A 22,022-nucleotide genomic window follows, 5' to 3' on the forward strand; every position below is an offset into this window, starting at 1 on the left:
GCCTGAGCCCTCCTGTTCAGGGGAGGGGTGGATCAAGCTGATGGCATCATGCCCTAACGCCAGCAGCCGGAACGGCCCGCTCCCCATCGGTGATCGGCGCGAGCGCGACGGGGTGGCCGTAGAGATAGCCCTGCCCCAGCCGACAACCGAGCTGGCGCAGACGCTCGGCCTGCCATTCGGTTTCGATCCCTTCGGCGATCACGACCTTGCCCAGGCCGATCCCCAGGCCGACGATCGCACTGACGATCGGGAAGGTGCCGCCATCGGTTTCGTCGAGCCCGGCGACGAAGGACTGGTCGATCTTGATCCGGTCCACCGGCAGGTCGCGCAGATGGACGAGCGAGGCATAGCCGGTGCCGAAATCGTCCAGGGCGATGCACACCCCCGCATCGTGCAATAGGCGCAGGCTGGACAGGATGCTGTCGGCACCGCGGTCGAGCATCACGCCCTCCGTCACCTCGACACACAGCCGCGACGGATCGACACCGTGATGCGCCAGCCGTTCGAGCACGGTGCGCGCCGAACGCGGCCCGGCCAGCTGCGCCGCGGTGAAGTTGACGCACACCACGCCCAGCGCCTCGCCGCGATCACGCAGTGCGGTCAATGCCAGTTCGAGGACATGGTCCTGGATGCGCAGGCCGATCCGCTCGGCGACCAGCACATCGGCGAAACGGTCCGGGGTCATCAGCCCATGGACCGGATGGTCCCAGCGAAGCAGCGCTTCGTGCCCGCACACGGTTTCGGTCTCCAGCGAGACGATGGGTTGCAGGTAGAGGATGAACTCGCCCTGATCCAGCGCCTGCTCGGCCTCCCCGGCAAAGGCGACCTGCAACTCGCGCAGGCTGCTGTGCAGCGGATCGTAGCGGACATAGCGCGCGCGTCCCAGCCGCTTGGCGGTGTAGAGTGCCAGATCGGCATTGTGATACAGCAGGTCGAGCGCCTGGGCATCGTCCGGATAGCGGGCCGACCCGATGCTGAGCGACATGGTCCGGCTGCGATCGCGGCCATGCCATGGCTCCCCCTGGATGCCGGCGATGCGTTCGGCCAGGGCGGCCTCGTCCTGCAACGAGCCGGGGCACAGGATCGCGAACTCGTCGCCGCCGATCCGCGACACCTGCACATCGACCATTGAGCGGACGACCCCGCCCAGCGCGGTGCCGACATGGCAGAGCAGCATGTCGCCGCTGGCATGGCCCTCCCGGTCGTTGACGTCCTTCAGATAATCGACGTCGATCAGGAACAGGCTGAACGGAATGGACGCCTTTATCAGGGTATTGGCCTGCTGTTGAAAGGCGGCCCGGTTGCCCAGGCCGGTCAGGAAGTCGGTGTGCGCGGCCAGCCGCAGCGTCTTGGTCTCGGCCATGTCGATCTCGCGACGTTGCCGCGCCTCGTCGAGTTCGAGGCGGATGCGGCGGAAACGGTCGGCGATCGCGAGCGAGAGGACCAGCGCCTCGAACGCCAGCGCCAGGAAGGTCGCCATGTCCACCGCGTCATTCTGCCGCATCAGGCCCAGGTTGCGCGCCAGTCGCAGGGTGAACAGGATGATCACCGGGCTCCACCCGATCATGTAGAACCAGATGACGCGGCTGCCCCGCCGCGCGGCCACCGCGCAGGACGTCGCGATCAGCACCGAGGTCGCGGCAATGGTATAATTGAGCAGTCGGTCGGTCAGGACCGGCGGAAGCCATGTATCGGCAGCCGCCAGCACGCCCAGCGATGCTCCCCCGATCGCCACCCAGCGTCCTGCCCGGATCAGGCCGCGCGGCATCACCCCCTCTTCGATGACCGAGAAGAAGAACATGTTGCCCGCCGCCACCATCAGGCCGACCAGCACGAACGAGATGCGCACTGCGATCGGCCCGACCAGCCATGGCACGACCAGCGCCGCCGTGTTGGTCCAGATCACGCCATAGACCAGCGCGACCGCCACCCAGAGCAGATACCAGCGCTGAAAGGCCGGACGCCGCCCGGCATGGATCACCAGATTATAGAGAAAGGCCGACAGCAGCGTGCCCGCAAAAAGGCCGCTCAACACCAGCCAGCCGACATCCGCGCCGTTCATGACACTGCCCGGTCGGGCCACGACCTTGCGCATCAGCGACAGGTCGTCGATCCGCCGGAAACCGATATACAGCCCCCGAACGTCGCGGCCCGGCGTCGGAACCACGAATTTCAGCAGCCCGCCGGGTGTCCAATGGTCCCGCAAATCGGCATAGGACCGCGAACGCCGAACGATATCGTCGCGCGCGACGACCATCAGGGCGATCCGGTCGAACCGCGTCTGGTCGATCAACAGATCCCAGCCGGGGGGCAAGCTGCCCAATCGGGACGTATCCAGCCGCAACCACAGCCAGTCCGCGCCCCGCGTCGGTGCCTGTGCGCCGCAACGATAGGATGCCTCGACGATCCCGGCATCGGTGGCGCTATCCGGCAGCGCGGCGCTGCACACGGTCGGATACAGATCGACCGCCCTGGCGGAGACCGTACCCGGCGTCATCGCGGCCAGGAGCAGCAGCCAAAAAAGGCCCCACGCCCTGACGTCCCAAACCCGCTTCGCGGCCTTCATGCCGACCCGTCCCCAACCGCAATAATGTGACGGAAACAAGACGGCCAATCCCACAGAGCGCCCCCGCTCCCGCCGCTTTCCCCGCCTGCGCCCTGACCGCCTTTTTACGCTTTCGTCAATCTCCGTATTTCAGCCCCTTGAAGTGACATGACTTTTTTCCGGATAGTCGCAGGACCGGCCGGATCGCCGGACCGGGGCATCGCTTTTGTCATATCGGACCGTGCGCGCTCTGGTGGCGGGCACAGGCTTTGGGCATGGAAGGGGCATGACGTTGTTCCACCGGATCGCCCGTATGCTCCCCGCCTCGCTGTCGCTGCTCATCACGGCCTGTTCGCCGCTGGCGACCTTCGACACCCTGGTGCCCAAGGATGGCGGCGGCAGGCGCGTGGCCGAGGCGCTGTCCTATGGTTCCGATCCTCGTCAGCGGCTCGACATCTATGCCCCGCGCACCGCCGGAGCGGGCGAACGGCCGGTGGTCGTCTTTTTCTATGGCGGCAGCTGGAACAGCGGGACACGGAGCGGCTATGCCTTTGTCGGGCGGGCGCTGGCGGCGCAGGGCTTTGTCGTGGTGATCCCGGATTACCGGCTGGTCCCCGCCATCCGTTATCCGGCCTTTGTCGAGGACGGTGCCGCGGCGGTGCGCTGGACGAAGGGGCATATCGCCGAATTCGGTGGCGATCCCGCCAGGCTGGTGCTGATGGGGCATTCGGCGGGGGCCTATATCGCCGCGATGCTGGCGGTCGACGATCGTTGGCTGGGCCGTGACCGACAGGCGGTGCGCGGGCTGGTCGGGCTGGCCGGTCCCTATGATTTCGCGCCCTTCGACATGGATGTCAGCCGGGCGGCCTTCGGCGGCTGGCCGCACCCCGAGGAGACCCAGCCGGTTCGCTGGGCCGGGGCGGGTGATCCCCCCGCGCTGCTGCTGGTCGGCGGCGAGGACACGACGGTCCAGCCGCGCAACAGCGAGGCGCTGGCCGCCGGGCTGCGGGCAGGTGGCGTGCCGGTGACGCTGCGCGCCTATCCCAAACTCGGCCATATCGGCATGATCCTGTCGGTCGCCCGCCCCTTTCGCGGCCGCGCGCCGGTGGTGGCCGATGTCGCCGCCTTCGTCCGGCAGGTGACGCGCTAACGTCCGTCGGGGATCAGCCAGGTCTCCGCCACCTGCTTGCCGCGCCCGCTGCCGCCCATGCCCGGCGGCCGGGTCCAGGCCAGGTCCAGCGTGCCGCCGGCCGTCGCCTCGCGCGGGATGGCGACCGTGACCTGGCTGGGGTTGGCGGTGCGGATGAAATGCTCCTGCAATAGGATGCTGCCGTTCGCGACCAGCCGCATCGGCAAGGTATAGTCCTCGCCCGCATAGGTGATCGTCAGGCTGTAGCCCCGACGCGGGTCGAGCCCTTGATAATGCAGCCGCAGCGGGCTGTCATAGAGCGTCTCGGCATAGTCTAGCTCGCCCGGCCACCAGCCGTCCGCCGGGGTCCGGTCGGCGATGCCGTCGATGGCGGTGGTGAAGAATTGCGGATCGGCTTCGAAACCGGCCCCGCGCACCAGATGCGGCTCGGCATCCGGGCGGCCCAGATCGTCATACAGCGCGCCCTCCGCCCGGCGGCTGCGGTCGGGGATCGGCCAGCCTCTGCCCATCCGCGCCTCGATCCAGGCGCGGCCGGTCAGGTCGACATCGGCGCGGTCGAGATTGGCGCCCCGCTCGATATTCGACGCGCCGTAGCGCTTGACGCTGAGTTGCAGCCGCACCGCCTGCCACAGCCGTTCGGCCAGCGCGTCCAGCCGATCGCGCAACGCGGCGACCTCCGGCCCGTCATCGGTCGCCAGGACGGCGCGCGCGCGTTCGGGATCGGGCGCGGCCAGGGCCGCCGCTCGTCGCGCACGGGCCGCGATGGTGCGACGGCGGACCAGCGCGTCATACACCGCACGATAGCGCAGCGCGTCGATACGCCAGTCGGCGAACGCGGCGGGCCGGACCTGATCGGCGAGGCGCAGCGTGGCGTCGATCGCGGGGTTGGTGGCAGGGTCGCCGACCCAATTCGCCTCCAGCGCCGCCGGAAGCGCCGCCGCCCGGTCATCGCCGATGAAGACCCGCGCATAGTCTTTGGCAAAGGCGCGGGTGTCGGTCTTCGGATCCCAACCCAGACGGAACCAGAGGAACTGGTTGAAGTCGTCGTTCACCCCCTCGGAATAGGTAATGAAACCGGCGGTCAGGGGTGCGAAGCGGGCAAAGATATGGGCATAGGCGTCGGGACGCGGATTGATCGGCTCTCGCCCCTCGGTCAGCGCGAATTCGGGCCACCAGCGCGGCACCGGAAACTGCGCATGCATGGTGTGCGCGATGTCGGGATAGAGGATCAGCGGATAGCGTGCCGGTATCCGTGCCCGCTCGACCGACAGCGGATCGCGGGTCTGCGGACCGACGAAGACGCCGGTCAGCCAGTCGGGTTGTTTGTCCAGTTCATGGTAGAATGCCGTGAATCCCGCCGCGTCGAACCCTTGCGACGAGATATAGACGGGCGCCCTGGGATGGCGAGCCCGCAGCAATGCCGCCTGTTGCGCCACAAGCGGAAACAGCCGCGCGGGCGGCGTATGCCCCGGATCGCCGCCGGGCACATAGAGTGCGTCGACATAAGGCAGATCGGCCAATGTCCGCCGGAATGCCGCGACCTCCGCGGCCACTGCGCCGGGCTTTTCGTAATCGCCCAGCTCAGGATAATAGAGCGCGACGTCCAGTCCCAGCCGGTGGGTGATCGCGGAAATTCCCGCCAGCGTCTCGCGCGGCGGGGCGGGGAAGAGCGGCCCGGTCGCATCATCGTCGGACACCGGCGCGATGATCTGCACACCGCTGGCCCCCCAGAGCGCAAAATCCTCGATCCGCCGCTGAAACATCGGCAGTGTCCAGGCATCATAGCTGTTGTTCTTGGGGCGATAGCCGATCTGGGTCAGCCGCGTGGCATGAGCAGGCCGCTCGTCAATCGGCCCCCTCACCGTCAGCCGCGCGGTCCCACCCGCAATGTCGAGATGGCGCAGCACCCAGCCGGCGCCATAGACCAGCCCCCTCGTGTCTTCGGCGGTCACGACCGTCACCGGCCCTGTCCGCCGGATCGCAAAGGCCTCGCGGCCGAGCTTCGCGGGCGCCCGCCACCGGCTCCGCAGCGCAATGGGAAGCGCGGCCGCCACCGCCCCTCGCGGCGCGATCAGCACCCGGACGTCGCCGCACCATGCGACCCGCTCGGAAATCCGGCGGTTCAACAGGTCCGCCGCGACCTCCCCCCCTGCCCCGGCCGTCGCACAGGATGCCGCCAGTGCGGCCATGACGGCGATCATGCCGCGATCCGGGGCATGGGGATCGGAAAGGACGGTTTGCGGGTCACGCTCGGCTCCGTGGTTTCACTTTGGTCTTATGGCGCGACGGACCGGGACCGCAAAGACAAAAGGCCCCGGCATCGCTGCCCGGGCCGATGGCATGCTGCCATACTGGTCATAGGTCTCGTCCGGCAGGTTCGATGCATGGGCCGTCACGCGGAAATGGTCGTTGCTGTTGTACGAGGCCGAGAAGTCGAGCTGCCGATGGGAATCGGTGAAGTTCGACGACTGGAGACGCCCGAAGTCATCGAAATATTCCGAGTGGTAATGGTGGCTCAGCCGCGCCTGGGACGGACCGGACTCGAATAGGGCACGATATTGCAGGCGTTGCACGACAGATAGCTGGCGTCGGCGAAATACCATTCCGCCGACGGGCCGAAATTGGTCGCGGCAAAGGTCGCCCAGGCGATCAGGCCGTTGCCGATCGTCGCGGCGGTCCGCTGCGATCCACGCACGTCATAGCTATGTTCGGAATCGCTGAAATTCTCGTAATTGCCGCGGATCACTATGGCGTTGGCGGTCAGCGTGAAATTGTCGCTCGGCCTGGACTGCATCGTGCCGGTGAAGCCCAGCCGCTGGCGCGTCTGCTGGAAATATCCATGCGCCAAGAACGTGAGCGGGCGGGCGGTCTTCAGATCGTTGATCGTCGCATTGCGGTTCTGCGGCACGGCCTGCCCGGCGCCATCGGTCGTGGTGAACCGGCTGCCGGTCAGGTAACCGTACACGGCGACACCGGCGCGAGCGAGATTCTCCTTGGTCGCAATTGACCGAGCCTGGCACCGCGAAGGTGTCGCCGTCATTATGTCAGCTATACCGCGCCGAGCCGCCGAAATTGCACCGGTTCGAGCGGTCATTCTAGTCGTAACCAGCGGTCGCGGTCAGCGTGCCGGGCTTCCGGTCCGGCGGCTTGCGCATGACGACATCGACGGTGCCGCCGATTGGCGCGACGATCTTTCGAATGCGCCTGCCGTCTAGGCTTCCGGGCGCAGGCCCCATTGGTCGTAGAGATAGTCCCGCCCGGCAAAGCGGAAGCGGTGGTCGTCCAGCCGCTCGACCGGCGCGCCGGGGGATGCCTTCCCGACCATCCAGCCGGGCAGGGCGATCCGCGTAATCTCGGTTCCGAACGGCCCGGACAAGGGCGCGTCCAGATCGAGCAGCAGGTCACGCGCGCCCAGCCGGGTGGTGACGTCCGTCATGTCATCGGGAAAGACCAACTCGTCAAAACGCCGCGACAGGTCCAGCGCCACGGCGCTGGCACGACTGCCGTCCGCGACGACACCGCCCGCCAGCGTGTTGCCGTGGTTGATCCACGCCGCCCCGCCCTCTTGCTGGATCACCGCCAGCGCGTGCGGGTGCAGCGCGCGTTCGACCAGCAGGCGGTTGTCGCGAGGAATGGCGATATCGGGACGTTCTTCCAGCAGACGCAGCGTCGCCTCCAGATGCAGCAGGTTCGGATAGACATTGCCCAACCCGTGCCGCTCGCGCCGCCTCGCATCCAGCCACGGGGTCAGGTCGCGCTCCTCGGGTCGCAGGACCAGCACGCGCGCCTGCCCGAACGCCCCCCGGTCGTCACGGGCATGGCGATGCAGCCGCCCGATCCGCTGGAGCAGCACGTCCATCGGCGCCAGATCGGTGATGAGGAAATCCGCATCGATATCCAGCGACTGTTCCAGCGTCTGGGTGCCGACCAATATCCGGCCACCGGCGCTGCGCCGCTTGCCGAACGCATCCTCGACCGCCCTGTCGAGCAATCGCCGGTCGGTCGCGGCGAAGCGGCCATGATGCAGCGTCGCCACGCCCTCCACCCGAAAGGCGAGATCGGGGGCGAGCGCGGCCACCGCCTGCGCCACGGCCACCGCCCCGGCCACGCTGTTGCGCACCACCAGCACCGCCGCCCCGCCCTGCGCCGCCGCCACCGCGCACCGGGCGATCGCATCGGGATCGGCGATCAGCCCCGCCGTCTCGATACGGACATGCTTCTGCACCGCGCCCGACGCCATCGCCGGGCGTGGCGATGATCCAATGCCCGACAGCGCGGGATAGGGCAGAGCCTCCGCCTCGGCGAGCGAGGCGACCGGCGTCTTCAGCAATCGCGCCCGCGCCGCCGCGCCCAGCGTCGCCGACAGCAGCAGCGCCCGCCCCCCGACCGCGACATGCTGGTCCAGCAACCGTTCGAGCAGACCGGTCATATAGGCGTCCGAGGCATGAACCTCGTCCACGACCAGCAGGCTGCGCGCCAGGGCCGATGCGCGGAACAGCGCGTGCTTGACCGGCAGCGCGGCGAGCAGTGCCTGATCGATCGTTCCGACCGCCACCCGCGCCGCGAGGAAGCGATTGGCCCGCTCCGCCGCCCAGCGTGCGTCCTCCGCGCCGCCCGGCTCACCGCCGTCCCAGCGGACCTCATAGCCGGGCAGCGCCTGTCCCTGCGCATCGCCTGCCTGCAGATAACCGGGCACCGCCAGCACGGCGGGCGGTGCCCCCTCGCCCCAGAGGGTCTTGATCGCCATGTTGACCCGCGCATGAAGCTGCACCGCCGCCGAGCGGGTCGGCAACGCGAAGAACAGGCCATCGACCTCGCCGCGCCGCCGCATCTCGACCCAGCGCCATAGCGCCGCCTCGGTCTTGCCCGATCCGGTCTCCGCCTCGATCAGCGCGACCGGCCCCAGATCGGCGGCGGCCGCCTCCGTCTGGAAAACATAGGGCGTGTTGCCGAACAGCGCCTCGAACCCGGCGGACGGCGTGTCGAGCGGCGTAAAGCCGCGTGCCGCCGCCGCCTCTGGCGCCTGTACGTCGCGCCATGCATCGCGGTCTGCACCATGCGGCTCCGCGACGGGGAAGCGCTTCGTATCCGAACCCAACCAGTCGGCCAGCGTCACCAGCCCGGCGAACAACGCCACGAAGCACGGAGCATCGGGCAGTTTCGGACCCGCTTCCCAGGCGAGCGGCCACCGGGCGCGCAGGGCGTCGATCAGGCGGACGACCGCGATGGCGGGGTCATCATTCCCCTGCGGTTGCCAGTGGCCGACATGCCGGGTCCAGCAATCGGTATTCTTGCCCGCATCCCGGTGGAATTCGGCGAGCGGCCTGCCGTGATGCGCCATGACGGCGGCGAGATGCTGCTCCGCGCCCCAGCCCTGAATGATCTCCATCAGCGCCCTGGCGGCCGGACCCTGCCGCAATGTCGAATGGCGCAACACGGCGGCGACCGGGCCGGTATGACCGACCACCTGCCTGACCGCGGGATCGATCCGCGCCTGAAAACCGCGATTGGCCTTGCCCATATCGTGCAGCGCCGCCAGCACGATCAGCCGGGCGACGTCCTGCGCCGTCAACGGTCGCCCCGCCGCTTCTTCCAGACTTGGCCGCCAGACGGGCAGAATTGCATCCAAAGCTGCGCCAACGTCGAGGCAGTGATCGAGCAGCGGCAATATGGCGGCCAGCGTGCCGTCGTCATGACGGGCCAGTTTCGCCCAAGTCTCCGCACCGTTCATCGCCTTCTCCCCGACGCGCCGCACGCCCGCGCGGAAGACTAGCGACCGCAAGATCCGACGCAATCCTTGCCCCCGTGAATAGTGCATCCGTTTCGGGGCCTGCTGTCATTGGCGATGTGTGCCCCGCCCCGCATCCTGACGAGCGGGAGGATTTCACAAAGCCTATGTCCGACACGGCCGGTTTTACCACGTCATTGCCCCGCGCAACCGGGCCGGGGGTCGGCCAGTTCGTGTCGCTGCGCGGACGGCTGTGGATGGTCGAGGCGCAGCCGGACGGGCCGCTGTCTGGCCATCGGCTCGCCTGTATCGACGACGATGCCAGCGGCGAGGATGCACAGGTGCTGTGGAGCGCAGAGGTCGATGCGCGGCTGCATGACGAGGAAGCATGGGCCTCGCTGGGCACGCAAGGCGGCGATGCCGCGACCTTCTCGGCCTATCTGCGCACGGTTCGCTGGCGCACCGCGACCGCGGCCGAGCGCGACCTGTTCCAGGCCCCGTTCCGTGCAGGGATACGGCTCGATCCCTATCAGCTCCTGCCGCTGCGCAAGGCCCTGCGCCTGCCGCGCGTCAACCTGCTGATCGCCGACGATGTCGGGCTGGGCAAGACGGTCGAGGCGGGGCTGGTCCTGCGCGAGCTGCTGCTGCGCCGCCGGGTCGACTACACCGTCGTCATCGCGCCGCCTGCGATGACCGGCCAGTGGCGCGACGAGTTGCAGGGCAAGTTCGGCCTGGGCTTCGAGATCGTCGATGCTCGCCATCTGGAGGAACTGCGGCGGCGGCGCGGATACGGTGCGAACCCCTGGGCGGCGGGATCGCGCTTCATCCTGTCGCACCGGCTGCTGGGCGAGGAAGCCTATGTCGCGGGGCTTCGCGACGTGCTGGAGGATTTTCGCGCCCGGTCGCTGCTGATTCTGGACGAGGCGCATCACGCCGCCCCGGCAGGCGGTGGCCGCTATGCGATCGAGAGCCAGTTCACCCGGTCCCTGCGCGACCTGTCGGACCGGTTCGAGCACCGCCTGTTCCTGTCGGCGACGCCGCATAACGGCCACCCGAACAGCTTTGCGACCTTGCTCGAACTGCTCGACCCGCAACGTTTCACGCGGGGTGTCACCGTCCGTCCCGCCGATCTGGAGCCGGTCATGGTGCGCCGCCTGAAAAGCGACCTGCGCGCGCTGGGCGAGGCCTTTCCCGAACGGGTCGTCGAGCCGATCACGCTGGATGGCCTGCCGGATGATGCCCCCGAACTGACACTGGCGGCGATGCTGGCGGACTATCGCCGGTTGCGCGAGCGGCGGATCGGCGGGCTGGCGGGCACGCAGGCGGCACGGGCGCGGCTGGCGATGGTCGGGCTGCAACAGCGGCTGCTGTCCTCCATCCCCGCCTTTGCCCGCACCCTGCGCGTCCATATCGCCGGGTTGGACCGCGCCATCGCCGGGACCGTGCGCGAGGTGGCTCCTGTCGAAGTCGAAGCGCCTGATCGGGCGGAGGATGAAGAGGCCGCGCTGGCCCTGCTCGACCGCGCGGTCGAGGCGGAGGCCGAACGACAGGCCGCGACCGGCGCGGCGGGGGCTTCGCGCGATCAGCTGGCGGAGGAACGCCGCGTCGCCACCGCGATGCTGGCCGTAGCGGACGCCGCCCGCACCCGGCCCGATGCGCGGGTCGAGTGGATTCTCGACTGGGCGCGCACGAACCTGCTCGACGCAGGAGGCAATTGGCGTGAACGGTGGCTGATCCTGTTCACCGAATATGAGGACACGCGCCGCTGGCTCCAGCGCCAGCTCGCGGTGCTGCTCGACCCCGAGGATGCATACGAGGCGCGGCGGATCGACAGCTTCACCGGCATCACCTCGACCGAACGGCGCGAGGCGATCAAGCGCGCGTTCAACGATCCCGCCGATCCCTTGCGCATCCTGATCTGCACCGATGCCGCGCGCGAGGGGATCAATCTTCAAACGCAATGCCATGATCTGATCCATGTCGACCTGCCCTGGAACCCGTCGCGGCTGGAGCAGCGCAACGGGCGGATCGACCGCAAGCTGCAACCCAGCCCGACCGTCACCTGCCGCTATTTCGTCTATGCCCAGCGGCCCGAGGACGTGGTCCTCGACGCGCTGGTCCGCAAGACCGAGCTGATCCGCCGCCAGCTCGGCTCGGCGGGGCAAGTGCTGGGCGCGCGGATCGCCGACCGGCTGGGCGGCGGCATCGACCGCGCCGCCGCGCGCGATCTCGCCGCGCGGATCGACGACGAGGAAGCCGATGAACGCGTCCGCGCGGCGGTGCGCGATCTGGACGACGGGGCCGAGGCACGGCTGGCCCGCCTGAAGCGAGAACAGGCCGACCTGAGCAAGGCGCTGGAGACGGCGCGCGCCCGTGTCGGCGTCGATCCGGGCGAATTGCAGTCGGTGGTCGGCCTCGCGCTCACCCGCGCGGGCGGGGCCTGGGATCACCCGACGGTGGTCGGCGCGACGTCGGTCTTCGCACTCGACCAGGCGACGCTGGCGGGTGATCCCAGCTGGCAGCCTTTGCTCGACGAATTGCGCGCGCGTCCCATTCGTCCCGGCGAGCGCCCCGGCGAATGGCGGGCCAGCCCCGATGCCGATGTCCGCCGGATCAGCTTCGCCCCCGCCATCTTGCCCGACGGGCGCGATGCGGGCGATGTGGTGCAGCTGCATCTGGAGCACCGTCTGGTCCGCCGCCTGCTCGGGCGCTTCCTGTCGGCGGGCTTCCGACAGGGGCTGGAGCGCGCCTGCGTCATCCGCACCGCCGCGACGCCCTCCCCGCGCGTCGTCCTGCTCGGGCGACTGGCACTCTATGGCGAGCAGGCCGCGCGGCTGCATGAGGAGGTGCTGAGCGTCGCCGCCGACTGGCGCGACACCGGCGAGCTTCGTGCGCTGGCCGAGGGGCGCGAGGCCGAAGCGCGGGTGCTGGAGGAACTGATCGAGGCGCTGCGCCATGCGAGCGACGCCGAACCCGCCATCGCCGCCCACGCGACCGCCCATGCGATGCGTGACGTGACCGAGCTGCGCCCCGTACTGGAGGCACGCGCGGCGGCACGGGCCGAGAAAGTCGCGGGCGAACTGACCCGTCGTGCCGAATCCGAGGCACGGGGGCTGGAGACGCTGCTGCGCCAGCGTATCGCACGCATCCTGCGCGAACGCGGCCAGGATGACGGCCAGCTCTCCCTCCTGCTCGACCCCATGGAGGCGCGGCAGCGCGCCGCCGACCGCCGATCCTGGGACCGCGCCGCCACCCGGCTGGACGACGAACTGGTGCGCGAACCCGAACGGCTGCGCGCCGGAGCGCGCATCCATGCCACGCGGCTGGAGCCGATCGGCCTCGTCTATCTCTGGCCCGTGGCATGAGCGGCCCCATTCCCGGCGGTCGGCATGACTGGATCGGCTATCTCCAGCCGGTCGGTCTGGTCGTCGCGCCCGCCGCCCTCGCCCGGATCGGGCTGTGGCCCAGCCCGCAGGGGCCGGCGGACGGCGAAGCCGTCACCCGCGCGGTGGCGGGGTTCGCCGACGATCCCTGGTCCTTCTTCCACACCATCCTGGGCTGGCCCGCCAATCGGGTGCTGCGGGGCGAAACCCTTCCCGATGCCTTGCGCATCTCCTTTCCCGAGCAGGACACGCTGCTGGAACCGCATGGCGCGATCCCCGCGCCCGACGGTACGATCCAGCTGCTTGTGCGGTTCGAGACGCCCGAGCTGATCCTCGACAAACGCGGCACCCTGCCCGGTTGGGAAGCGACCGCGCAGCAGCGGTTCGAGCGGCTGCTCCGCGAAACCGGCGTCGGGGCCGGGGTGATCGTCGGGGCATGCGAGACGGGTCGCAAGGACGGCCCCGCCACCGAACCCGTGCTGCGGCTGGTCGTCGTACCGCGCGGCGAGGCGTCGGGCCATATCAGCTGGCCGCTCGCGCGCCTGGGCGACGTGTCCGGCCGCCCGATGCTGGCCGGATTGAAGCTGCTGCTCGACGCCCATGCCCTGTTCAGCGGACCACCCTCGCACCGGCTCCCTGCGATCCTCGCCGAAAGCCGCGCGGCGCAGGCGGAGGTGTCCAGCCGGTTGGCCGGGCAGGTGCTGGCGGGCCTGCACGAAATGCTGCGCGGACTGGACGCCGCCGATGGTCCGCGCATCCGGGCGCTGGCGAACAGTGACCCGGACCAGCTCTACAAGGGGCTGCTGACCGTGCTACTGCGGCTGGTCTTCATCCTCTATGCCGAGGATCGCGGGCTGATGCCGTCCGCGCCCGGCGGCATGGCGGCGGCCTTGTACGAACAGGGCTATGCGCTGGGCGGGCTTCACCTGCGGCTGCGCGACGATGCTGCGCTCTACCCCGACACGATGGACGAGCGGCGCGGCGCCTGGGGCCGGTTGCTCGCGCTGTTCCGGCTGGTCGATCGCGGTCACCCGTCCGGCTTCATGCAGGCGCGCGGCGGGCAGTTGTTCCGCGAGGCGGCCTTTCCCTTCCTGCTGGGTCGCGACACACCCGATGCGCCCGAACAGGTGCTGCCGGTCGGCGACGGCTATATCCTGCGCGTGCTCGACAGCCTGTTGATGCTGAAGGGCGAGCGGGTTGCATATCGCGCGCTCAGCGTCGAGCAGATCGGATCGGTCTATGAGGCGGTGATGGGCTTCACCGTCCAATGTGCGCCCAGCCTGATGCTGGCGGTGCGCGCGGGCAAGGGCAACAGGGTGCCGGTCTGGGTCGATCTGGAGGCGCTGGCCGCGGCCAGGCCATCGGAGCGCGAACGCACCCTGAAGCTCTGGACCGGCCGTGCCGCCTGGCCCGCCGCCGTGTCGCGGAGCCTGCGGGAGGCGGGCGACGCCACTGCGCTGGCCGCCGCGCTCGCGCCCGTGGCGGACGCCCGCGCCGCCCCGCGTGGACCGGTGGCGGCGGGCACCCCGATCCTGCAACCGACCGACGAGCGGCGGCGTACCGGCAGCCATTATACTCCGGCCAGCCTGACACGCCCGATCGTGGCCCATGCGCTCGCCCCCGCCTTCGCGCGGATCGGCCCGGATGCGGGGCCGGGCCAGGTGCTCGACCTGAAGGTCTGCGACCCCGCCGCCGGATCGGGCGCGTTCCTGGTCGAGGCGTGCCGCCAGCTTGGCGAGCGGCTGGTCACCGCCTGGGCGCGCTGGCCCGACCGACGCCCGACAATCCCCGCCGACGAGGACGACCTGCTCCACGCCAAAAGGCTGGTGGCGCAGCACTGCCTGCGCGGCGTCGACCGCAATCCGCTGGCCATCGACCTTGCCAAGCTGTCGCTCTGGCTGGAGACGCTGGCGAGCGCGCATGAGTTCACCTTTCTCGACGCGGTGCTTCGCTGCGGCGACAGCCTGGTCGGGCTGCCCAATCCCAACATCATCGCCGTCACCTGGGACAAGGTGTCGGGGCAGCAGGGCTTTGTCGAGGCGATCGTGCGCGAAGGCATCGACGCCGCCGCCCAGCTGCGCCGCCTGATGCGCGTCGAGGCGGAGATCGCGCCCTATGCCGTGCAGGAGCAACGCCACCGCGCCGCGACGCTGGCGCTGGAGCGCGCACAGCTGGTCGCGGACGGCATCCTCTGGTCCTATTTCACCGGCGCCAAGGCACGCGAACGCACCGTGCGACTGGCCGAGGTACAGCAATGCGTGCTGTCCCCCAGCCCGGCGAACTGGGCACGGCTGCAAGCCTGTCGCGACGAATTGCGCCGCCCGCCGATCGACGTCACGCCATTTCACTGGGAACTGGAGTTCGAGGATGTCTTCAACCGTCCCGATCCCGGTTTCGACGCCATCGTCGGCAACCCGCCCTTTGCGGGCAAGAACACCATCGCGGCGGGTCATGCGGCGGCCTATCCCGACTGGCTGAAGACGCTCCACCCCGGCGCGCACGGCAATGCCGACCTGGCCGCGCACTTCTTTCGCCGCGCTTACGGGTTGCTGCGGCGGGGCGGCGCGTTCGGGCTGATCGCGACGAACACGATCCGACAGGGCGACACGCGCGAGACCGGGCTGGCGCGGATACTGGCCGAGGGCGGCACCATCTTCCGCGCGGTCAGCCGTTATCGCTGGGAAGGCGAAGCGGCGGTCGTCGTCGCGCAGGTTTTCGTGGCGAAGGGTGTGTCGGTCGAAACGCCGGTGCTGGATGACCGGCCGGTGCGGCGCATCTCGGCCTATCTGATGGAGGGAGACCTCGACGGCTCGCCAGCGGCCTTGCGGGAAAATGCGGGGAAGGCGTTTATTGGATCGTTCCTCCTGGGCATGGGGTTCACATTCGACGACGCCAACCACCGCAAGGGGAAAGCCAGTTCGATCGACGATATGAAAGAACTTATTTCGGCGAATCCCGACAATGCCGATCGCATCAGACCTTATCTGGGTGGCGAAGAGGTCAACAACTCACCCGTCATATCTCACAATAGGTACACGATCGATTTCGGCGACATGCCACTTAGACGGATCGACAACACGAAGAGCTGGACCTCCCTTTCGGATCGAGAGCGGGTCGAGCAACTGCGTTCGGGCTTGGTGGCGTACGACTATCCTCACCGGGTGGCCGCGGATTGGCCACACCTGCTGACAATTGTCGAACGACTGGTCAAACCTGAACGTGACCGCGACAATCGTGAGCTACGCAGACGCAAATGGTGGCAGTTCGCCGAAAAAGCACCCCAGCTCTATCAATCGATTTCATCCCTGCAGAACGTGATCGTTCGCCCTCAGGTTTCGCCACATCACGCTTTCGCCTTTGTGCCCAGCAATCAGGTTTTGGCCCTGACGCTGGTCAATTTTGCAATGGACTCCCATTCTGCCTTCGCGACGCTGCAATCGCGCGTCCACGAGGTCTGGACGCGCTTCTTCGCCTCCACCCTGGAAGACCGTCTCCGCTACACCCCCTCGGACTGTTTCGAGACCTTCCCCCTGCCCCCCGGTTACGCCGAATCCCCCGCCCTCGAAGCGGCGGGGCAGGCCTATCATGACCACCGTGCCGCGCTGATGATCGCGCGCGATCAGGGGATGACGCCGACCTATAACCGCTTCCACCGCGCGACCGACACGCAGGCCGATATCGCGACGCTACGCGACCTGCACCACGCCATGGATCGGGCGGTTCTCGCCGCTTACGGCTGGGACGATCTCGCCGCCGAGGCCGCGCCGGTCTTCCTCGATGCCGAGAGCGAGGACGATCACCGTTATCAGGGCCGCCTCTTCTGGCCCGCGCCGTTCCGCGACGCGGTGCTGGCGCGCCTGCTCAAGCTCAACGAGGAACGGGTCAGGATGGAGCGGATGCTGTGAACGCGGACGGAGTACGCGCGGAGATGGTGCGGCGGCTGCGCCGCAACCTGATCGGTCCCAGTGAAGCGGACGATCATGACCTGCTCGCCGAGCGGCTTCCGGCGGGGGAGAACCCCTCGCGCTGGTATCTGGCAGGCTTCATCGCGCCATCGGGCGAGCTAACCCAGGAACCTGCCGCCGACGCCGAATGGGACGAGGTCGACGGCCTGCTATCAGATGTCGAGGCGTTCGGCGCAGGCGGCGCCGCCGGGGATCATGACGAACCCGAGGCCCCGGCCGCGCGGCGACGCTTCCTGCCCAGTTCAATCGGGCTGTCGACCATGGTCGATCCCCGGGTCCGGGCACTGGAGGTCGCGCTCGACTGGGGCGATTATGTGCCCGAGCCGCCGCTGCCGCCCGACATGCTGGAGAGCGGCGGCGAGCCCGGCCATACGCCCATCGGCTGGCGGCGGGTGGCGCGCGAGCATCGCGTCATCCTGACCACACCGCGCGAGGATGAAGGGGTGGCGCATCACCCCCTGCCCGGCACCGCCGCCACCGCACGGCCGGGCGGCGCGCTGGAACTGGCGATCCGCGCGCGGCCCTTTGCGCTGCATCTGGCCGATGGGTCGCAGCGCATGGTGCAGGTCGTCACCGTCTTCCTGGTCAACAAGCGGCTCGAACCGGCCTCGCGTTACCGCGATCTCGCCTATGCCTTTCAGGTCCGGCTGTCGCTGCGTTGCGAAGCCGGATTCGTCGCGCAACACGATTTGTCGCGCATCGCGCGCGAGGACTGGGACGACCAGCTGGCCGATCTGCATTACCGCGACAGCGCGGCCTATGCCGCCGGTCTGGGATGCGCGGCGGCGCATGTCGCGGACGAGGACGGCTGCGTCCGCTGCGTCCACACCACGCACCTGCCCCGCGCCGCCGTCGAGCGGACCGTGGCGGCGGCGGTGCCGAACGTCGTCTTCGGCATGGACGCGCTGGCGGCATTGGCGCGCGAGGACGGACCGGCGTTGCAGGCCGCGCTCACCCCGCTGGTTACGGGCTATCAGCAATGGGCGGACGGCCAGCGAGCGGCCGCCACCGCGCCCGATCTGGCCAGCGCCAGCCAGCGCGCCCGCACCGCCGCCACGTTGATCGCCGCACAGGACGAAGCGCGCGAGCGCATCGCCGCCGGGATCGCGCTGCTGGCCGAGGATGCGCAGGTCCGCCTCGCCTTCGAGATCGCCAACCGTGCGGTCGCCGACGCCACCCGCGCGCGCCGCCCGACTGACACGACACCGGCGTGGCGACCGTTCCAGCTCGCCTTCATCCTGCTCAACCTGTCGGGCATGGCCGACAAGTGCCACCCCGACCGCGACATGGCCGACCTGCTGTTCTTCCCGACCGGCGGCGGCAAGACCGAGGCCTATCTGGGCCTTGCCGCCTTCACCATCGCGCTGCGGCGGCTGGGGGCGAGCGGGCTGCTGGGCGCGGGTGTGTCGGTCATCATGCGCTATACTTTGCGGCTGCTGACGCTGGACCAGCTGGGCCGCGCCGCCGGGCTGGTCTGTGCGCTGGAGCTGCTGCGCGACGGCCCCGACTATCGCGACGCGGCAGGCCGTCCGCGCCTGGGCGACTGGCCGATCGAGATCGGGCTGTGGGTCGGCTCCGACGCCAGCCCCAACAAGCTGGGCGGCAAGGGCGACCGGACCGAGGGAACCGCCGTCAAGCGGGTGCGTGCCTATACCAGTGGCCGCGATAGCCGCGCGCCCGCCCCCATCAAGGCCTGTCCGTGGTGCGGCACCGCCTTCACACCGAAAAGTTTCGGCTGCGTCCCCAATGCCGATGCGCCGACCAACCTCGAACTGCGCTGCGTCGGCGACACCTGCCCCTTCACCGGCGACCGTGCGCTGCCGGTGGTGACGGTGGACGAGGCCATTTACCGCCGCCTGCCCGCTTTCCTGATCGCGACGATCGACAAGTTCGCCGCTTTGCCCTGGAACGGGCAAGCAGGCGCGTTCTTCGGTCATGTCGACCGCGCCGACGAAACCGGCTTTTACGGCGCGGCCGAGCCGGGTGAGGGCCGTGCGCTGGATGGCGGCCACCGGCTCGATCCGCCCGATCTGGTGGTGCAGGACGAGTTGCACCTGATCTCCGGCCCGCTCGGCACCGTCGCCGGGCTGTACGAGGCTGCGATCGACCGGCTCGCCACGCGCGAGATCGCCGGACAGCGGGTGCGGCCCAAGATCGTCGCCTCCACCGCCACCGTCCGCCGGGCGAGCGACCAGATCCGCGCGCTGTTCGACCGCGAGCGGACATGTATCTTCCCACCACCGGGCCTCGACCGGCGCGACAGCTTCTTCGCGCTGACCAGGCCCGAGAGCGAGGCCGATCCGGCGCGCTGGTATGTCGGGTTGGCGGCGGCCGGGCGCGGGCCGAAGCTGGTCTTCCTCCAGGCGCTGGTGACGCTGCTGGGTGCGGCGCAGGCCATGGCCGAGGATGGCGACGAAGCCGACGCCTATCGCACCGCGCTCTGCTATTTCAACGCGCTGCGCGAACTGGGCGGCGCGCGGCGGATCGTCGAGGACGAGGTGGCCGCACGGCTCGCCAGTTACGGCGCACAGCGGCGACGGCTGGAGCCCCCCGACCGCCCCTTTGCCGACCGCATGCTGGGCGAGCCGGTCGAGCTGACCTCGCGCGTGTCGACCGATCAGGTCGCAGCGGCCAAGCGACGGCTGGAGGCCAGTTTCGACAGCGCGGAAGACCAGCCCGTGGACGTGGCGCTGGCCACCAACATGATCTCGGTCGGGCTGGACATCGACCGGCTGGGCCTGATGCTGGTGCAGGGACAGCCCAAGACGGCCGCCGAATATATCCAGGCGACCAGCCGCGTCGGCCGCAATCCGGCGCGCCCCGGCCTGGTCGTCGTGGTGCTCAACGTCCACCGCCCGCGCGATCGGATGCATTTCGAGCAGTTCGGCCATTTCCACGACACCTTCTACCGCGCGGTCGAGGCGACCAGCGTCACCCCCTGGTCGCCGCGTGCGCTGGACCGCACGCTGGCCGCGATCGTGGTCGCGATCGCCCGGCATCTCGACCCCGCGCTCACCCCCGCCAGCGCGGTCGATGCGCTGGCCACCCTGCCCGGAACCCGCGCGGCGGTGGTCCGGCATCTGGTCGAGCGGGCACCATCGGAGGTGCGCGCGACGCTGGCCGCGCAGATCGAAGCGTTGCTCGACGACTGGACCGATATCGCCGCCGAACAGACCGCCGCCGGGGGCCGCTTCACCTATGGCGACCGGCCGCACCGGCTGCTGCATCCGCCGCTCGACCCGGCGCTGGAGCAGCTGTCCGCCGAGCATCGCCGCTTCCAGGCCGGATGGAGCATGCGCGACGTCGAACCGGGCGTCAGGATCAAGCCGCGCGGCCCCGATGGCGAACGGGTCGGCGGCGCGGGAGACATGGCATGACGACCAAGCCGATCACGCTGCGCCAGTCGCAGCTCATCACCGCCTTCGGCCCCGGCGCGATGGTCGAACTGCCCACCCGCTCGGTCGTCATCGGCGGGCTCGACCTGTGGCACATGCGCGAGCGCGGCAGCTGGCAACCGATCCACGAACCGCGCGCGACGGCGGTGCTGGAGACATTGATGCGCGCGAGCGGGCGGCTGGCCGACGATGCACGGCTGACCCTGCGCACGCCGCCCGCCGATGCCGACGGCGCGAGTACGGCGAACGAGCCGCCCGGTGTCGAGGCACGCATCTTCCCCGCCTGGTTCGTTTCGAGCGAAGCCGAGGAGGTCGGCGAAGTCCGCCGCCGTCGCCTGGTCCGTTGGCGCGACCTGGACCCGCGCGGACGCAATATGCTGGTCAATGAGGACGGCCGCCGCGTGACCGTGACGCCGATCCGCTTCGTCGCGGGGTGTCGCAAGGGGCATTTGCAGGACATCAACTGGGCACAGGTGGTCCATATCGGCATGGAGGGGCGTTGCGTCCAGCCACTCTGGCTGGAGGAGCGCGGCACCTCGGGCGATCCCGCCTCGACCCGCGTGGTCTGCGGCTGCGGCGCGGCGCTGTCGCTGCGCGATGCGCAGGCGAACGGGCAGCTCGGCGGATGCCGGGGACAGCGCCCCTGGCTGCGCACGCCCGAACCCGGCGCATGCAGCGAGAAGCTGCGCTTCCTCACCCGCACCGCGACCAACGCCTATTTCCCGCAGGTGCTGACCGTCATCTCGCTGCCCGCCGCGGAGGACGAGCTGTCGCGGCTGGTCGAGGACCATATGGACGCGATCGACTGGGTGACATGCGAGACGGAGATGGCGAACGCGCGCCGCTCCAACCCCGCGCTTCGCGCCGCGCTGGCCGGGTGGAGCGACGCCGATATCGTCACCCGCATCGGCCAGTTGCGCCTGTCGGGCAACCAGTCGCTCGCCAAGGCCCCCAAGGTCGCCGAGTTCGATCTGCTCGCCTCCGGCCAGCCGCAGATCGGCATCGACGCGCCCGATGCCCGGCTCCACGCCCGTACCCTGACCCGCGCCGAATGGGACGGCGAACGCCCCCGGCTCGCCCCCATCGACTCCGTCGTGGCGGTACACCGGCTGCGCGAGGTCGCCTGCCTCTATGGCTTCACCCGGTTCGAGGCGGCCCCGACCGCGACCGATGGCGATCTGGAGGAGCTGTATCTGGCGGTCGAGGGCGCCGCGCTCGCCACCGAGCTGGAATGGCTGCCCGCGGTCGAGCATCGCGGCGAAGGCATCTTCCTGCGCTTCGACCCGCAGGTCATTCGCGACTGGCTGTCCCGCCCGGCGGTGCAGCGGCGCGGCGAGATCCTTTATCGCGGATGGGATAGGTGGCGCGCCGGGCAATTCTATGGCGCGCGGCTGCAATGGCCGCGTGTGACCTATTATGCCATTCACGGTTTTTCCCACGCCCTGATGAACGAGATCGCGCTCGACTGCGGCTATCCGGCGACCGCGCTCAAGGAGCGGCTCTATGCCGTCGTCGATGATGAGGGCGAGCGGTTCGGCCTGCTGATCTACACCGCCTCGACCGGCACGCAGGGGACGCTGGGCGGGTTGGTCGCCGTCCTGCCCCGGCTGGGCGCGATCGCCGAGCGGGCACTGGACCGGCTGGCCTTATGCTCCGGCGACCCCATCTGCGCCGAGCATGACCCCGACGCCCATACCGACGAGCGCGCGCTGAGCGGCGCGGCCTGCCACAGCTGCCTGCTAGTCGCCGAGACGAGTTGCGAGGCGCGCAATCTCTATCTAGACCGGGCGCTGACTGCGCAGACGCTGTCGGCGGGTGGGACGGGGTTGTTCGAGGCGTAGCGGACCCGCAATATC

General features: G+C 69.4%; 10 protein-coding genes. 5 read left to right on the plus strand and 5 right to left on the minus strand.

Features of this window, described 5'->3' with window-relative positions; translation table 11 throughout:
- Window positions 1-46: 46 nt before the first annotated feature.
- Window positions 47-2,566, minus strand: coding sequence for a putative bifunctional diguanylate cyclase/phosphodiesterase (locus tag SP5_RS14775; RefSeq protein WP_084220709.1), 2,520 nt, complete (start codon window positions 2,564-2,566; stop codon window positions 47-49).
- A gap of 265 nt (window positions 2,567-2,831) precedes the next feature.
- Between SP5_RS14775 and SP5_RS14780 the strand changes: the two genes are divergently transcribed.
- A complete protein-coding gene (locus SP5_RS14780) occupies window positions 2,832-3,695 on the plus strand; it encodes an alpha/beta hydrolase (protein ID WP_157013750.1) in 864 nt (287 codons plus the stop codon).
- Here the strand turns inward: SP5_RS14780 and SP5_RS14785 are convergent.
- From SP5_RS14785 to cas3, 4 genes are all read right to left on the minus strand, one after another.
- Entirely contained in the window at window positions 3,692-5,896 is a 2,205-nt protein-coding gene (locus SP5_RS14785; RefSeq protein ID WP_042490162.1) for a beta-N-acetylhexosaminidase family protein, read from the minus strand. The two genes, SP5_RS14780 and SP5_RS14785, sit on opposite strands and share 4 nt — an antisense overlap.
- A 63-nt stretch (window positions 5,897-5,959) precedes the next feature.
- The gene (locus SP5_RS19310) at window positions 5,960-6,268 is read right to left on the minus strand and encodes a hypothetical protein (protein WP_157013751.1); all 309 of its coding nucleotides are present in this window, start codon (window positions 6,266-6,268) and stop codon (window positions 5,960-5,962) included.
- A complete protein-coding gene (locus SP5_RS14790) occupies window positions 6,211-6,735 on the minus strand; it encodes a hypothetical protein (protein WP_157013752.1) in 525 nt (174 codons plus the stop codon). The genes SP5_RS19310 and SP5_RS14790 overlap by 58 nt, the downstream gene beginning before the upstream one ends.
- 171 nt (window positions 6,736-6,906) lie before the next feature.
- A complete protein-coding gene (cas3, locus tag SP5_RS14795; protein WP_167334723.1) occupies window positions 6,907-9,477 on the minus strand; it encodes a CRISPR-associated helicase Cas3' in 2,571 nt (856 codons plus the stop codon).
- 113 nt (window positions 9,478-9,590) lie between these two features.
- On the opposite strand from cas3, the gene drmD reads away from it, so the two are divergent.
- The 4 genes from drmD to drmB are packed head-to-tail and all read left to right on the plus strand — an operon-like array spanning window position 9,591 to window position 22,007.
- Entirely contained in the window at window positions 9,591-12,788 is a 3,198-nt protein-coding gene (gene drmD, locus SP5_RS14800; RefSeq protein WP_042490166.1) for a DISARM system SNF2-like helicase DrmD, read from the plus strand.
- Window positions 12,785-16,711 (plus strand): Eco57I restriction-modification methylase domain-containing protein, encoded by a 3,927-nt coding sequence (locus tag SP5_RS14805; protein WP_245613509.1) that lies wholly within the window; start codon window positions 12,785-12,787, stop codon window positions 16,709-16,711. Before drmD ends, SP5_RS14805 begins: the two co-directional genes overlap by 4 nt.
- The gene (gene drmA / locus SP5_RS14810) at window positions 16,708-20,148 is read left to right on the plus strand and encodes a DISARM system helicase DrmA (RefSeq protein ID WP_084220711.1); all 3,441 of its coding nucleotides are present in this window, start codon (window positions 16,708-16,710) and stop codon (window positions 20,146-20,148) included. Before SP5_RS14805 ends, drmA begins: the two co-directional genes overlap by 4 nt.
- Window positions 20,145-22,007 (plus strand): DUF1998 domain-containing protein, encoded by a 1,863-nt coding sequence (gene drmB, locus SP5_RS14815; protein WP_042490170.1) that lies wholly within the window; start codon window positions 20,145-20,147, stop codon window positions 22,005-22,007. Before drmA ends, drmB begins: the two co-directional genes overlap by 4 nt.
- Window positions 22,008-22,022 lie beyond the last annotated feature (15 nt).

Source organism: Sphingomonas parapaucimobilis NBRC 15100 (assembly GCF_000787715.1).
Classification (GTDB): domain Bacteria; phylum Pseudomonadota; class Alphaproteobacteria; order Sphingomonadales; family Sphingomonadaceae; genus Sphingomonas; species Sphingomonas parapaucimobilis.

Bases quoted from the DNA above. Each gene is read 5' to 3' on its own strand.
- SP5_RS14805 (WP_245613509.1), top strand. From the start codon at position 12,785: ATGAGCGGCCCCATTCCCGGCGGTCGGCATGACTGGATCGGCTATCTC.
- SP5_RS14775 (WP_084220709.1), bottom strand. From the start codon at position 2,566: ATGAAGGCCGCGAAGCGGGTTTGGGACGTCAGGGCGTGGGGCCTTTTT.
- SP5_RS14790 (WP_157013752.1), bottom strand. From the start codon at position 6,735: ATGACGGCGACACCTTCGCGGTGCCAGGCTCGGTCAATTGCGACCAAG.
- drmD (WP_042490166.1), top strand. From the start codon at position 9,591: ATGTCCGACACGGCCGGTTTTACCACGTCATTGCCCCGCGCAACCGGG.
- drmB (WP_042490170.1), top strand. From the start codon at position 20,145: ATGACGACCAAGCCGATCACGCTGCGCCAGTCGCAGCTCATCACCGCC.
- SP5_RS14785 (WP_042490162.1), bottom strand. From the start codon at position 5,896: ATGATCGCCGTCATGGCCGCACTGGCGGCATCCTGTGCGACGGCCGGG.
- SP5_RS14780 (WP_157013750.1), top strand. From the start codon at position 2,832: ATGACGTTGTTCCACCGGATCGCCCGTATGCTCCCCGCCTCGCTGTCG.